Consider the following 13955-nt stretch of genomic DNA (forward strand, 5'->3'; position numbering starts at 1 on the left):
TCAAGTGCACAATGAAAAAAGCCAGTAGAAAATCTACTGGCCTTTGAAAAACCGTCAACCTATTTCAGGACGACACAAGAACTTAAAGCTTATCGCTGTTTGCAGATAAGTAGGCAGCAACACCTTCAGGGTTTGCGCTCATACCTTTATCACCTTCCTGCCAACCAGCAGGACATACTTCACCATGCTCTTCGTGGAATGCTAATGCATCAACCATACGAATCATTTCATCAACGTTACGACCTAAAGGCAGATCGTTAACAACCTGATGACGAACAACACCGTTTGCATCAATTAAGAAAGAACCACGGAAAGCAACACCTGCGTCTGGATGCTCAACGTCATACGCCTGGCAAATTTCGTGTTTAGTATCAGCAACCAAAGTATACTGAACCTGACCAATACCACCGTCGTTGATGGCAGTGTTACGCCATGCGTTGTGGGTGAACTGAGAATCGATAGATACACCGATTACTTCAACGCCACGTTTTTGGAATTCAGCATAACGCTTATCAAAAGCGATCAGCTCTGAAGGACAAACAAAGGTGAAATCCAGTGGATAGAAAAATACAACGGCAGGTTTACCTTTAATTGCTTCACTTAAGGTAAAGCTGTCAACAATTTCACCACTTCCCAGTACTGCTGCTGCTGTAAAATCCGGAGCCGGACGACCAACCAAAACACTCATATTATGTTCCTCAGATTAATTTATAGTAAATATTTATTGCGTGACCATATGTGACTGAATCACTCACAAAGGATTATAGGGTCGAAAGCTTAAAAACCAAGCCGTTGACAGAATTTATTTAAATGTTAATCACTTACAAAGTTATGCATGTATTTACCGTAAAAAACACACTTTTTGAAAATAAAACTTGGCTTTTAGTTAAATGGCAATTATTATCATTTGCAGTTTTAGTTAGAGGTTATGTTGAATGTACGTTTGTCTTTGTTACGCCATTACTGACAAGCAGATCAAACAAGCAGTGCGCGAAGAGGGAGTCGGCTCCCTGCGCGAACTGCGTAAACATTTGGGTGTCGGTGGCCAGTGTGGTACCTGTGTGCAAATGGCACAAAGTATCATTGATAACACCATTATCGATGAATCTTTGTTTAAGGAAGTGTGTTAAACAGCACGCTTTCGCACTAAAAACTGTATTAATAATGAGAATGCTTAACATTCATATCCCATTGTTTTTATTAGGTTTTTTATTTGATTTTCTTGTAATCCCCCAGCAAAAACACTAAAGTTAGCCCACTCTACTGTTCCGTAAGGACTTGTTATGCGTGGTGATAAATTAGCGCTGGAACACTTAGCCAAAGTGTTAACCTGCGAATTAACCTCTATTAATCAGTACTTTCTGCATGCCCGTATGTGTAAAAACTGGGGACTGAAAGGCCTGAATGAAAAGGAATACAAAAAATCGATTCTTGATATGAAGCAATCTGACAAGTTGATTGAACGTATTCTGATGTTAGGTGGCATCCCTAACCTGCAACAACTTGGCAAACTGCATATTGGTGAAGATGTACAGGAAATATTGCAGTGCGACATGAAATTACAACTGGAACATCTGCAAGTTAGCAAACAAGCCATTCAAGCTTGTGAACAACAAGGTGACTTTGTATCCCGCGAAATTCTGGACGAGATACTCACCCAGGAAGAAGATTACATAGACTGGCTGGAAACCCAGCTGCATTTATGGGATCAACTTGGTTCAGAAAATTACCTTCAATCTATGGTCAACGATTAACCGGAGCAACGCGATGAAAGGTCAACAATCGATTATCGATCACATGAATACGTTGCTGGGCGCAGAATTAGCAGCAATGGATCAGTACTTCATTCATGCAAAAATGTATGAGGACTGGGGTTTAAATAAGCTACATGAACGCATCGCACACGAGTTTGATGATGAAAAAGGTCATGCATCATTACTTATCGAACGTATTTTAATGCTGGAAGGCACACCAGATATGAGCAGTCGCAGTGCAGTTCGTATCGGTAAAACCGTGCCAGAAATGCTGGAAAATGACTTGTTGCTGGAGCAAGAGGTCGGTGATGCATTAAAAGCCGCGATTCAGGAGTGTGAAAAAAGTCAGGACTATGTGACCCGTGAAATGCTGGAAACATTGTTAGATGATACCGAGCGTGATCATGCGCATTGGTTGGAGCAGCAGTTAGGTTTAATCAAACTAACCGGGCTGGCTAATTATCTGCAGTCGCAATTATAAGTATTGAACAACAGACAATAAAAAAAGCCTGACATCGTCAGGCTTTTTTGTATTCAGAATAATTTTAACTTATTCGTCTTTAGCAAATTTAGCTGCTGTTTCTTTGATAAGAGGCTGTAATTCGCCCTGTTGGAACATTTCTAAAATGATGTCACAACCACCCACTAACTCACCTTCCACCCATAATTGCGGGAAGGTTGGCCAGTCTGCATAGGCTGGCAGTTCAGCGCGGATGTCAGGGTTTTGTAAAATATCGACATAGGCAAATTGCTCACCACATGACATCAACGCCTGACTAGCCTGGGCTGAGAAACCACAGCTGGGTAATTTAGGTGAACCTTTCATATAAAGCAGAATCGGATTTTCGCTGATCTGCTGTTTAATTTTTTCAATCGTTTCCATTAAATTCGGCCTTTAACACTTGATAATGAGTAATTGGATACCATTTTACCTTTATATGAGCAGATACCCAATAGCAACGAACTGAAATCGACGTTATTAGATATAGCAAATACTTTGTTTAAATCTGATTTTTCGCTTTTACTTCAATGCATAACCGACTAGGATCTGTCTGTTCAACACACACTTTCAACTAAAACGGAGAATGAACATGGCTTTTGAATTACCAGCATTGCCTTATGCTAAAGATGCACTGGAACCTCATATTTCTGCAGAAACGCTGGAATTTCACCACGGTAAGCACCACGCAACTTACGTGACTAAGTTAAATGGTTTAATTGCCGGCACCGACTTAGAAAGCAAATCTCTGGAAGATATCGTTCGCAGCTCAGAAGGTGGTATTTTCAACAACGCAGCTCAAATCTGGAACCACACTTTTTACTGGAACAGCTTAAGCCCGAACGGCGGTGGCGCTCCAACTGGCGCATTAGCTGACGCAATCAATGCAAAATGGGGCTCTTTCGAAGCGTTCCAGGAAGCATTTAACGACAAAGCAGTTAACAACTTTGGTTCAAGCTGGACCTGGTTAGTAAAAACCGCTTCTGGCGACTTAGATATCGTTAACACCAGCAACGCCGGTACGCCTATTACCGAAGCTGGCGTAACACCACTAATGACGGTTGATTTGTGGGAACACGCTTACTACATCGATTACCGTAACGTGCGCCCTGAATACCTGAAAGGTTTCTGGGCCCTGATCAACTGGGATTTCGCAGCGAAAAACTTCGCTTAATCGATTTCTGAGTTAAAAAGCCCCGCTTAGCGGGGCTTTTTTGTTGGGATAATACAACACACCTCATCTAACGCCAGTCATGCTTAATAAAATCAGCCGCACGCTCGGCAATCATAATAACCGGTGCGTTGGTATTCCCACCTACAATGCTTGGCATAACCGACGCATCGGCAATCCGCAGTCCTTTGATACCAATACATTTTAGTCTTGCATCAACCACAGCCATTTCATCATTGTCATGCCCCATTTTGCAGGTTCCGACGGGATGATAAATAGTTTGTGCATTGAGCCGAATATAACTCTCTAATTCCTGGTCGCTTATGCGTTCATTGCCTGGCTCAATTTCAACCGCACCTTTTATCGTATAATTCATGGTCTGCATAATTTGCCGGGCTAGTTTTAACGCGTTAATTAAAACGTTGAGGTCATCCGGTTCAGCCAGATAATTAGCTTTAATTATCGGTGCTGATTCAATACTGGAAGATTGTAATTGAATCTCACCACGACTTTTTGGATACAAATGGCACACGTGCAGGCTGGCACCGTGACCAAAGGCAAGTTGTCTGCCGTGATCTCGCAAAATCGCAGGAATAAAATGAAATTGTAAATCGGCTTTTGTTTGCCGTTTATCACTTTTACAAAATCCCCCTGCCTCAGCCACATTACTGGTTAACATGCCCCTTCTGGATCGATAATAACGCCAGCTTTGGCGAATCAACTGCCCTATACCACTCAAACTAATGCCGTAACCCTGTGAACTTGAATGTCGGCTTTGCACCATAATATCTAAGTGATCCTGCAAATTTTTTCCGACACCCGGTTTGATTACTGTCGGCGCAATATTGTGTTTACACAGCTGTTGCTCGTCACCAATTCCAGACAACATTAAAAGCTGAGGTGTATTAATCGCACCTGCACACAGCACCACTTCTTTGGTGCTTCGAATAAGCGTTTGTTGTTTGTTTAACGTGATATAAACACCAGAAACATGATTATCCTGAATGTGCAGTTTCTCGACTTGTACATCGCACAACACAGTTAAGTTAGGTCGGTGTTTGGCTGTATCCAGATAGGCTTTGGCAGCAGAACAGCGCTGGCCATTAGTTTGGGTAACATCGTAAATACCGACGCCATCCCGGAATTCAGCATTAAAGTCATGGTTTGTCGCCAACCCATGTTTATTGGCCGCTTGAATAAAGGCATCAGATAGCGGATCAGGGTCGGTTAACTGAGTGACTTTCAACGGTCCCTGATTGCTGTGAAATGAGTCAAACCTGGAAGTATGTCCTTCAGCCTTAAGAAAATAAGGCAACACTGATTGCCAGTTCCAGCCTGACGCGCCTGCGTTTTCCCATTCATCATAATCGCTGGCATCACCACGGATATAACACATGGCATTAACACTGCTGCTGCCGCCCAATACTTTACCTCTGGGCCAATATAACTGACGGTTAGCTAAGTGGGACTCTTGTGAGGTCTGATAATTCCAGTTAAGTGATTTAATTCTGGCCAGTGCAGCCAGACCAAACGGAATATGGATAAAAGGATTTGAATCAGCTTTTCCCGCTTCAATTAACAAAACCTGATAATGGGAAACTTCAGACAAGCGACTGGCAATTACGGCTCCGGCAGAGCCACCACCAATAACAATAAAATCGTAGGAAGAATTTATAAACGAAGACATTCCCTATCTCCGTATTTAGATGTGAACCGAAAAACACATTGGGTAGCGTATCACGGTTGTTTTATTAGGTTTAATCAACCAAACCTTTAGGCATGTTTTCACGCACGCTATTCCAGATATCACCGCTTTCTTTGCCATAATCACGCACGAGAACAGGAACAGCTTCAAAATTAGCGTTTTGCGCCAATTCACATAATTGCTGGTAATATTTTCGACTCAGGTCGCGTGCAGCCTGATGTGAAAAATAATAACCACCAATACGTGAATACAGGCGTTTAAACCCATTCATCAACAATACATAAATATAGTTACCTGACGCCATGGCGATATCATGGTTAACCTGGTAGTCATAGTCAGCAAACGCCTGACCATCATCTTCAACCTGCTCATATCCACTTAGAATTTCGCGCACTTTCTCTGGATTGTTTTTGATCGCACCACGAATAAATATGGCGCTGACCGACGTACGGGCAGCCAACAGATTGTCTACTAACTCAGGAATGCCTTCTTCGTCTAAACGTGCCAGGGTTTCCAAAATATTAAGGCTGGACGTTTCCCAGAAGTTATTCACTTTAGTCGGTTTACCATGTTGAATAGTTAACCAGCCATCCCGGGCTAAACGCTGCAATACTTCACGTAATGTTGTGCGTGTGACACCTATTAATTCTGACAGCTCGCGCTCTGCGGGTAAGATGGTGCCAGGAGGAAACCTGCCACTCCAGATAGACTCAACAATATATTCTTCAGCGAAACCTGCAGGACTTTGCGCTTTATAGATCATAAAAGGTAACCAATTGCGATTCTTGTTCTTTTAGTTAACTGATTGTACCAGATGAATTTTACAAGGAACAATTTATGTTTACAGTTTATTAAAGTAATTCTGGTGTTAAATGATTCATATTAGCTATATATGTCTTAATAAATATCGTTGCGCTTCCGTTTTTCCAATCTAAGGCTATGAAAATGAAAGGGTTTATCTTTTTAATATTACTACTGTTACCGAACCTTAGTCAGGTAGAATCAGCAGAGTTACCCTCGACATTTGAGCGCCCACAAAAGTTGCTGGTAACCTACGTCGACCATCCATCCATCAAACCCTATCTCGAATTATTCACCCAGGTCTACCAGCAGGATTTACATATAGACATAGAACTAAGGCCAATCCCTGCTATGCGTGGTCTGATTCAACTGGAAAAAGGATTAACCGATGCTGACGTGATAAGGGTTCCCGAGAGCATTGCTTCTTTTGAAAACATTGTGGAAGTAGAACCGCAACTGGGTTTCGCACAAATTCAATTGTTATGTCTCCCGGGCGAGCTGTGCGACTTAACGATTCTTGAAAATCCGGCACTCGATATTGAAACCAATATGGGTAATAGCTACTTACTGCAAGGCTATAACATCAAAGCCCAGCTACATTTTAACGAAAACATGCAAAGCACACTCAACATGCTAAGAGCCAAACGGATTAAATATGCGATTTTTGTTACACCCAAAAATAACTATCAGGTGTTGCAAGATGAGTTTAACCAACTTCCTTTAAAAACGGTTAAGTTAATTCACATTATCAATAAAAAATACGCTCCTTTGCTGCCAGAACTAACAAAATCACTGCAAAAACGTCTGCCTTCTTTCCAGAAAGAGCGTCACCTAATCAATTTGCCCAGCAATTAAAAATCAGCACTGATGTGGCAATTTAGCTCAAATTTGTAATTTCTATCAGGCCGAACAAGGTCACATTAGGTCTGATTGAAATCAGCAATTCTGCTAACAATGGCTGGTGGTGAAATTATCATCATCTACTATTAAACTGATGGAACCTGTAAGGCAAAAACAAGCATAACTATTCAATTTTTCTTGATTTTTTGCTCGTGAGCTTTTACAACATACTCTGTTAAATCAGCATAAATAAGGATGCGCATTCATGCAGCAATCTGCAGCTACGGCCCTTTTCAGGAATTTTCTTGGACACTCGCCTGACTGGTACAAAAAATTCATCATCGCCTGTTTAGTCATTAATCCCATACTGTTTCAAGTTAACCCCTATATGGCAGGCTGGGCTCTGGTACTGGAATTTATCTTTACGCTGGCAATGGCACTGAAGTGTTATCCTTTGCAACCCGGTGGTCTGCTGGTGATGGAAGCGGTTGCTGTTGGTATGACGTCGCCGGGTCATATCAAAACCGAAATAGTCGCCAATATTGAAGTGGTGCTTTTGCTGGTATTTATGGTTGCAGGTATCTTCTTTATGAAAGATTTACTGCTTTACCTGTTTACAAAACTTCTGATCCGTTTACGCAGTAAAGTCATACTTTCACTGGCCTTTACTTTTTCAGCCGCATTTTTATCGGCATTTCTGGATGCGCTCACGGTAGTTGCAGTCATCATCGCGGTTGCTACCGGCTTTTACAGTATTTATCACAAAGTAGCGTCAGGTAAGGAATATCACCACGATCACGACCATACACATGATGATCATGTTAACCATGTGAACCGTGAAGACCTTGATTCTTTCCGTGCCTTTTTACGTAATCTTATGATGCACGCGTCGGTGGGTACTGCGCTGGGTGGCGTTATGACAATGGTCGGTGAACCACAGAATCTGATTATAGCTGATCGCGCCCACTGGAATTTTGTTGAGTTCTTTATGCGTATGTCACCTATTACCGTTCCGGTATTTTTCGCAGGTTTGTTAACAACCTTCCTGCTGGAAAAGCTTAAATTATTTGAATATGGTGCAAAATTGCCCGACAGCGTGCGGAATATTCTTACCGATTATGCTGCCGAACTGGATAACAAACGCACTCGTCAGGATAACGTTAAACTGGCGTGCCAGGCACTTATTGCCATTTGGTTAATTGTTGGACTGGCGCTGCATCTGGCCGCTGTAGGCCTGATTGGACTATCAATTATCGTATTAGCCACCTCATTCTGCGGTATTGTTGATGAACATAAATTAGGCGCAGCATTCGAAGAAGCGCTGCCTTTTACCGCTTTATTATGTGTCTTTTTTGCTGTTGTATCCGTAATCATTGATCAAGGGTTATTTACCCCTGTCATTAATTGGGTACTCACCTATGAAGGTAAGACTCAGCTCGTTATGTTTTATATCGCTAACGGCTTGTTATCTATGGTAAGTGACAACGTTTTTGTTGGTTCCGTTTACATTAACGAAGTTGCATCCGCTCTGGCCAAAGGTGAAATTACCCGCGATCAGTTCGATATGCTTGCTGTAGCCATTAACACAGGTACTAACTTACCGAGTGTTGCAACACCAAATGGTCAGGCCGCATTCCTGTTCCTGCTGACCTCTGCGCTAGCCCCCCTGCTTCGCTTGTCTTATGGAAAGATGGTTTACATGGCACTGCCTTATACTATCGTATTAACCGTGGTTGGATTGTTATGTACCTATTTCGGCCTGCATGATTTAACCGATTGGTTGTACCAAATGCATTTAATTAATCACCACAACCCTGGTGATGTAGGTGCGCCTCTTACTCACTAAGAGAGCAAGGCTACATGGGAAATAAGAAAATTTATTGCGGAAACAATAATGATAAGAAATATCGCAAACTCGCCTGAATATTCAGGTGCCTGGAAACTACTTTTTATATCAGCTTTAGGCTTAGAACTGGCTGCGCTGTATTTTCAGTATGTGCTGGATTTACAGCCCTGCATTATGTGCATTTACCAGCGAACCGCAGTATTTGGTATTTTATTTAGTTCGCTGGTGGGTATATTTCTTAGCCAAATGTTGATTTTCCGATTGATCGCATTGCTTGGTTGGGGCGTAAGTTCGGTTTGGGGGGCGCTGATTGCCTATGAACATGTTGATATTCAAACCGCCAGCAACCCATTTTTTGCCACCTGCGAAATTGTGCCTAATTTTCCAAGTTGGGCACCATTACATGAGTGGATCCCACAAGTTTTTGCCGCAACAGGTGACTGTGGAGACATTGACTGGCGTTTTATGGACTTAAGCATGCCGCAGTGGATGTTAATTCTGTTTGTCGCGTATAGTGCGGTTATGGCCGCTGTAGTGATTTTACGTCTGGCGTTATTGCGAAAAATCTAATTTCGCTGCTTAATTCAGAATAAAACAAGATCTAAAAAGCCAGCAATTCGCTGGCTTTTTGTTTTCTAACATAAATATCTAATCAAGATCGCTTAATGGCCATAGCGCGATGTAATCTTCAAAGTCATCGATATCCACTTGTGACTCATAAATGGTTTTCCCTCTGACTGACATACCAGCTTTGTGCATAGCAGCTTTCTTATCCCGGTTTAATAAAGGGTGCCAACCCGGCAACCCTCTGCCCTCCTGCAAGCGCCTGTATGTGCAACTTGGAGGCATAAAGAAAATATCTTTAAGGTTAGCTTTGGTTAATTTTACACAGTCTGGTACCAGTTCGGTACGTTTCTGATACTGAGTACAACTGCAGGTCCTGGTGTTTAACAGGTCACATACAATATTGGTAAAATGGACACGCTCACCTTTAAACACCACATCAGTGGGTTGCATGTCGCCTTCTTCATCATCAATAAATTTATGCAGGCAACATTTTCCACACCCATCACATAATGACTCCCATTCAGCATCCGTCATCTGCTCCAGAGATTTTTCCTGCCAGAATGGCTTATCACTCATGGATCAAATACCCGCTTTAATCTTGTCTGCCAGAATACCGACTGCGCTGCCAAAATAGGTGGAACGATTCCAGTTCATCAGTGAATGGAAATTGTTATAAACCAGATATATACGTCCATGTTCATCATCAGGCATTATTAAGCTGGCCTGCATATCACGCACTGGCAGATCACTGCCGTCGTATCGACGCACGCCTAATTCCTGCCATTGCAGTAATGATTTCATCTTGGACTTATTTAGTCCGCTAAGATTCAAATCAAAGCCTTCAGGAATAACAACCTGCCTCCCCCACGTTTGGGAGTTGTTCCAGCCAACTTGCTTGAGATAATTTGCGATTGAAGCAAATACATCCGCTTTGTTTTGCCAGATATTCTTTTTACCGTCACCATCAAAATCCTGCGCATAAGCTAAAAATGAGGTAGGCATAAACTGACTCTGCCCCATAGCGCCAGCCCATGAACCCAGGAAATCATCTTTATCAATATGTCCTTCATCAAGAATTTTAATCGCAGCAAAAAGCTGTTTTTTAAACATGGCTTCCCGACGGCCTTCATAGGCCATAGTCGTCAATGCAGAAATTACCGGGAATTTCCCCATATAGGTGCCGAAGTTACTTTCATTTCCCCACAGGGCAACAATAAACCGCGCCTGAACGCCATATTTGGCAGCGACGTCATCCAGCACCTGTTGATTCTCTTTGTATAATTTAATCGCCTTTTTGACTTTCCAGTCTGGCAGTCTGGATTTCAGGTAGCGATCGAGCGTTAGTTTAAATTCTGGCTGGTTTTTATCGGCTTTAACTGAACGTTGGTGAAACTTAACATCAGCAAATGCCATATCGACTACTTGCTGACTAAAACCTTTTTCCAGTGCTTCCTGTTTTAGCTCAGTTACATAGTCATCAAAATTGGGCTTTGCTTGCGCTATACAACAAAACAACATCGTTGTCAGGGCAATCAGTTTTTTCATAATGGATTATTTCCTTGATTTTTGATTCTGTGTTGCTCAAGTAGGTTTTCTGTTGGAGGAGGCAATTGCAAATAAAACCCCTGCTGCTCAAGTGCAAGTTTAACTGCGTGCGGGTCACTTATTGCCATTTTTCTTGATGGTTTTAACAATAACATCATAACAAACAAAGGTTTACCAAAAGTTTGTAATAGACTGTCAGGCACGTCAGAAAAATCATCTCTTTTATTTACAAACAGGTAGGTTTCCGCTTTTTTACTACTTTTATAAACGGCACATAACATTAGAAAAACTCAATTTAACCATAAATATCAGGCCATTTTAGCACTTAGCAAAGGCTCAAGCTCAGCTTTTAACAGTTCTCCTCGCCAGCCAGTAACCAAATCAGGCATTAAGCCCTTTAAACGTGTTTCATCCTGTTGATACCATAACCACTGAAGTAATTGATTTATCTGTTTTTTAGAGCCCAGCACTTCCACTGGTATACCCACTCTTTCCGCCGTATCAGCACAACGCTGCCTGATTAAATTACTCAGTGATTTATAGTCAGCAAAATCGGTTAATCGTTCAACTTTTTCAGGATAGAGGGCCTCATCCACTTTAGTCGCTTGTTGTACTGCCTCGATAATATTTTGATGGTAACGCCTTATTTCCTGTGGCGACAAACCACTAATCGTATACAAATCACCTTTACTTTGGGGCTGTCGCTTGGCAATACTTAACAAATTAACTTCTTTAACAACAAAGTTCAGAGCCATGTTTTTTTGTCGCGCAAATTCAAGACGCCATTTAGCCAGATACTTCAGGATGTTTAACTGACGACGATTTAATTGCCAGGCATTTTTAATCGTTACATAGGCAAAGTCTGCTGGTAGATCAGCTTTTTTCTTTGCAGCCAACTGCCGAATTTCATCATAAACCCAGTCAAGGCGTCCACGCGCTGCGACTTCTTGTTTCAACGCAGGATATAACTGGAATAAATACAGTACATCATTCGCCGCATAATCGAGTTGCTGTTCAGTTAAGGGGCGAGCTAACCAGTCAGTGCGTGACTCCCCCTTATCCAGCACCACATCTAAGCGCATTTCAACCAGTTTGGCATAACCAAGCATGGTGCCAATTTCGCAAATACTGGCAGCAAACTGACTGTCAAATACCGGCTCGGGCATTACCCCCAACGCAGTTTGAAAGGTTTCCAGGTCTTCAGAACAGGAATGCAGTATTTTTACTACGTTTTGATCAGTCAACAATGTGGCAAGCGGAGATAAATCAGACCCCTGTACAGGATCAATCAATACCAGTCGCTGACCATCATAAATCTGAATCAAGCCTATTTGAGGATATAAAGTGCGGGTACGAACAAACTCGGTATCAACCGCTATCGCTTCCCTGCCAGATGCCTGATGACAAAACTCAGCCACCTCTGAATTAGTTGTTAAATACTCGTACAAAACTCACTTCCAAATAAAAAGCCGGCAATTGCCGGCTTTTACATCGCTATACTTAAAAATAATTTTATTTATCTCTAAGTTCGCGGCGTAAAATTTTTCCAACATTCGATTTGGGTAATTCATCTCTGAATTCAATCACTTTGGGTACTTTATACCCAGTCAGATATTCACGGCAATGGCTAATAATCTGTTTCTCGCTGAGTGATGGATCTTTTCGGACAACATACAGCTTAACAACTTCGCCAGAACTTTCATTTGGCATCCCTATAGCTGCGACTTCCAAAACACCGTCCATCATTGCCACAACGTCTTCGATTTCATTTGGGAAAACATTAAAGCCGGATACCAGAATCATATCCTTTTTACGATCAACAATATAGAAGAAACCCTGTTCATCACATTTGGCAATGTCGCCTGTCGCCAACCAGCCATCATTCAAAATTTCAGCGGTCGCTTCCGGACGGTTTAAATACCCCAGCATAACCTGAGGACCTTTTACGTGCATTTCACCGGTTTGTCCCAGTGGGACTTCATGACCCTGTTCATCAACCAGTTTGATATCAGTAGAAGGCGCAGGTAAACCGATTGAAGCATTATATTTATTAACAGAAGGAGGATTAACTGTTACCAGTGGTGAACATTCGGTTAGCCCATAACCTTCGAGCAGCACATGCCCGGTAACTTTTTCCCATTTTTCGGCAACACTGCGCTGTACAGCCATCCCCCCACCTAACGCAAATTTATAATTTGAGAAATCGAGGTCAGAAAATCCGGGCGTATTTAACAGCCCGTTAAATAATGTATTGACGCCGGTTATTGCAGTAAATGGATATTTGCCCAGCTCCTTAACAAAGCCAGTCATATCGCGCGGATTGGTAATCAGTAAATTTTGACAACCAAATTTAACAAAAGTCAGGCAGTTCGCTGTTAAAGCAAAGATATGGTATAGCGGCAATGCGGTGACGATAATTTCCTTACCACGCTCAAGAAATGGTCCCAAAATCGCTGACACCTGCTCAAGATTGGCAATGAGATTGCGGTGAGTGAGCATAGCGCCTTTAGACACACCCGTCGTTCCCCCTGTATATTGCAAAAAGGCAATATCATCACCTTTTAATTGCGGGCGCTGATAACTATGCGCGCGCCCCAATGACAACATATCATTGAACCGAGTCCGGTGAGGTAACGAAAATGCGGGCACCAACTTCTTTATATATTTAACGACTAAATTAACCACCAGCGATTTTGGAGCACCCAGCATATCGCCTAATTGTGTGGTAACAACCTGCTTAATCCCGGTTTCATCAATTATTTCGGCCAGTGTATGAGCAAAATTCTCAACAATAATGATGGCTTTAGCGTCAGAATCCACCAGCTGATGTTTTAATTCACGGGCTGTATACAAAGGATTTACGTTAACCACTGTCATGCCTGCACGCAAAATACCAAAAATCGACACAGGATTTTGCAACAAGTTTGGCATCATAACCGCCACTGCATCCCCTTGTTTAAGGCCACTATTTTGCAAATATGCAGCAACAGAGCGACTTAATTCATCCAGCTGATTAAAGGTGATCGATTTTCCCATGTTGGTAAAAGCGATATTTTCACCGTAATCAACCACACTCTGCTCAAGCACATCTACCAAAGATGCAACACAATCAGCATCGATTTCGTGGGGAACGGATGGGGAATAACTGTTTAGCCAGATTTTTTCCACTTGGCCTCCTGAACGGGTATTTTTTAATTCTTATTAATAGGGAAAGACAAACAACGTGT

At 42.2% G+C, this 13955-nt stretch carries 16 protein-coding genes; 7 read left to right on the forward strand and 9 right to left on the reverse strand.

The window, feature by feature from the left end; genetic code table 11:
- Window positions 1-82: 82 nt before the first annotated feature.
- Window positions 83-688: a peroxiredoxin gene (locus tag H8B19_RS15165; RefSeq protein WP_186507738.1), complete on the reverse strand. Its 606-nt coding sequence runs from the start codon at window positions 686-688 to the stop codon at window positions 83-85.
- A 247-nt stretch (window positions 689-935) separates the two neighbouring features.
- Here H8B19_RS15165 and H8B19_RS15170 point away from each other — a divergent pair, with 247 nt between their 5' ends.
- The 3 genes from H8B19_RS15170 (at window position 936) to bfr (H8B19_RS15180) (ending at window position 2235) form a co-directional block, all read left to right on the forward strand.
- Window positions 936-1130, forward strand: a complete 195-nt coding sequence (locus H8B19_RS15170; RefSeq protein ID WP_186507739.1) for a bacterioferritin-associated ferredoxin — start codon at window positions 936-938, stop codon at window positions 1128-1130.
- Between the two features lie 153 nt (window positions 1131-1283).
- The gene (bfr, locus tag H8B19_RS15175) at window positions 1284-1754 is read left to right on the forward strand and encodes a bacterioferritin (RefSeq protein WP_186507740.1); all 471 of its coding nucleotides are present in this window, start codon (window positions 1284-1286) and stop codon (window positions 1752-1754) included.
- A 13-nt stretch (window positions 1755-1767) separates the two neighbouring features.
- Window positions 1768-2235, forward strand: coding sequence for a bacterioferritin (bfr, locus tag H8B19_RS15180; protein WP_186507741.1), 468 nt, complete (start codon window positions 1768-1770; stop codon window positions 2233-2235).
- 69 nt (window positions 2236-2304) lie between these two features.
- Here the strand turns inward: bfr (H8B19_RS15180) and H8B19_RS15185 are convergent, their stop codons facing one another.
- Window positions 2305-2637 (reverse strand): Grx4 family monothiol glutaredoxin, encoded by a 333-nt coding sequence (locus tag H8B19_RS15185; protein ID WP_186507742.1) that lies wholly within the window; start codon window positions 2635-2637, stop codon window positions 2305-2307.
- Window positions 2638-2845: 208 nt separating this feature from the next.
- Here H8B19_RS15185 and H8B19_RS15190 point away from each other — a divergent pair, with 208 nt between their 5' ends.
- On the forward strand, window positions 2846-3427 hold the full coding sequence (locus tag H8B19_RS15190; RefSeq protein WP_186507743.1) for a superoxide dismutase: 582 nt from the start codon (window positions 2846-2848) through the stop codon (window positions 3425-3427).
- Window positions 3428-3494: 67 nt separating this feature from the next.
- Here the strand turns inward: H8B19_RS15190 and H8B19_RS15195 are convergent, their stop codons facing one another.
- Together H8B19_RS15195 and fadR are read right to left on the reverse strand one after the other, a co-directional pair.
- Window positions 3495-5111 (reverse strand): GMC family oxidoreductase, encoded by a 1617-nt coding sequence (locus H8B19_RS15195; RefSeq protein ID WP_186507744.1) that lies wholly within the window; start codon window positions 5109-5111, stop codon window positions 3495-3497.
- Window positions 5112-5181: 70 nt separating this feature from the next.
- Window positions 5182-5892, reverse strand: a complete 711-nt coding sequence (fadR, locus tag H8B19_RS15200) for a fatty acid metabolism transcriptional regulator FadR (RefSeq protein WP_186507745.1) — start codon at window positions 5890-5892, stop codon at window positions 5182-5184.
- 182 nt (window positions 5893-6074) lie between these two features.
- On the opposite strand from fadR, the gene H8B19_RS15205 reads away from it, so the two are divergent.
- The 3 genes from H8B19_RS15205 to dsbB all read left to right on the forward strand — a co-directional run bounded on the left by H8B19_RS15205 (window position 6075) and on the right by dsbB (window position 9186).
- A complete protein-coding gene (locus H8B19_RS15205; RefSeq protein WP_186507746.1) occupies window positions 6075-6785 on the forward strand; it encodes a hypothetical protein in 711 nt (236 codons plus the stop codon).
- A 250-nt stretch (window positions 6786-7035) separates the two neighbouring features.
- Entirely contained in the window at window positions 7036-8616 is a 1581-nt protein-coding gene (gene nhaB / locus H8B19_RS15210; protein ID WP_186507747.1) for a sodium/proton antiporter NhaB, read from the forward strand.
- Window positions 8617-8667: 51 nt separating this feature from the next.
- Window positions 8668-9186 carry a disulfide bond formation protein DsbB gene (gene dsbB / locus H8B19_RS15215; RefSeq protein ID WP_422121164.1) on the forward strand — a complete coding sequence of 173 codons (519 nt, stop codon included), beginning with the start codon at window positions 8668-8670 and terminating at the stop codon, window positions 9184-9186.
- 78 nt (window positions 9187-9264) lie between these two features.
- On the opposite strand, the gene H8B19_RS15220 is transcribed toward dsbB, so the two are convergent.
- The 5 genes from H8B19_RS15220 to fadD all read right to left on the reverse strand — a co-directional run bounded on the left by H8B19_RS15220 (window position 9265) and on the right by fadD (window position 13896).
- Entirely contained in the window at window positions 9265-9759 is a 495-nt protein-coding gene (locus H8B19_RS15220; RefSeq protein WP_186507749.1) for a YcgN family cysteine cluster protein, read from the reverse strand.
- Between the two features lie 3 nt (window positions 9760-9762).
- Window positions 9763-10728 carry a lytic murein transglycosylase gene (locus H8B19_RS15225; RefSeq protein WP_186507750.1) on the reverse strand — a complete coding sequence of 322 codons (966 nt, stop codon included), beginning with the start codon at window positions 10726-10728 and terminating at the stop codon, window positions 9763-9765.
- The gene (locus H8B19_RS15230; protein WP_186507751.1) at window positions 10725-11009 is read right to left on the reverse strand and encodes a YcgL domain-containing protein; all 285 of its coding nucleotides are present in this window, start codon (window positions 11007-11009) and stop codon (window positions 10725-10727) included. The genes H8B19_RS15225 and H8B19_RS15230 overlap by 4 nt, the downstream gene beginning before the upstream one ends.
- A gap of 27 nt (window positions 11010-11036) precedes the next feature.
- Entirely contained in the window at window positions 11037-12176 is a 1140-nt protein-coding gene (rnd, locus tag H8B19_RS15235; RefSeq protein WP_186507752.1) for a ribonuclease D, read from the reverse strand.
- Window positions 12177-12240: 64 nt separating this feature from the next.
- Entirely contained in the window at window positions 12241-13896 is a 1656-nt protein-coding gene (fadD, locus tag H8B19_RS15240; protein WP_186507753.1) for a long-chain-fatty-acid--CoA ligase FadD, read from the reverse strand.
- Between the last annotated feature and the right edge of the window lie 59 nt (window positions 13897-13955).

This window comes from Neptunicella marina (assembly GCF_014270035.1).
Taxonomy (GTDB): domain Bacteria; phylum Pseudomonadota; class Gammaproteobacteria; order Enterobacterales; family Alteromonadaceae; genus Neptunicella; species Neptunicella marina.

Excerpts from the sequence above, each read along its gene's own strand:
- bfr (WP_186507741.1), top strand. The coding sequence starts at position 1,768 with ATGAAAGGTCAACAATCGATTATCGATCACATGAATACGTTGCTGGGC.
- H8B19_RS15195 (WP_186507744.1), bottom strand. The coding sequence starts at position 5,111 with ATGTCTTCGTTTATAAATTCTTCCTACGATTTTATTGTTATTGGTGGT.
- H8B19_RS15170 (WP_186507739.1), top strand. The coding sequence starts at position 936 with ATGTACGTTTGTCTTTGTTACGCCATTACTGACAAGCAGATCAAACAA.
- bfr (WP_186507740.1), top strand. The coding sequence starts at position 1,284 with ATGCGTGGTGATAAATTAGCGCTGGAACACTTAGCCAAAGTGTTAACC.
- H8B19_RS15165 (WP_186507738.1), bottom strand. The coding sequence starts at position 688 with ATGAGTGTTTTGGTTGGTCGTCCGGCTCCGGATTTTACAGCAGCAGCA.
- H8B19_RS15230 (WP_186507751.1), bottom strand. The coding sequence starts at position 11,009 with ATGTTATGTGCCGTTTATAAAAGTAGTAAAAAAGCGGAAACCTACCTG.
- H8B19_RS15205 (WP_186507746.1), top strand. The coding sequence starts at position 6,075 with ATGAAAGGGTTTATCTTTTTAATATTACTACTGTTACCGAACCTTAGT.
- H8B19_RS15220 (WP_186507749.1), bottom strand. The coding sequence starts at position 9,759 with ATGAGTGATAAGCCATTCTGGCAGGAAAAATCTCTGGAGCAGATGACG.
- H8B19_RS15225 (WP_186507750.1), bottom strand. The coding sequence starts at position 10,728 with ATGAAAAAACTGATTGCCCTGACAACGATGTTGTTTTGTTGTATAGCG.
- fadR (WP_186507745.1), bottom strand. The coding sequence starts at position 5,892 with ATGATCTATAAAGCGCAAAGTCCTGCAGGTTTCGCTGAAGAATATATT.
- H8B19_RS15185 (WP_186507742.1), bottom strand. The coding sequence starts at position 2,637 with ATGGAAACGATTGAAAAAATTAAACAGCAGATCAGCGAAAATCCGATT.
- H8B19_RS15190 (WP_186507743.1), top strand. The coding sequence starts at position 2,846 with ATGGCTTTTGAATTACCAGCATTGCCTTATGCTAAAGATGCACTGGAA.
- nhaB (WP_186507747.1), top strand. The coding sequence starts at position 7,036 with ATGCAGCAATCTGCAGCTACGGCCCTTTTCAGGAATTTTCTTGGACAC.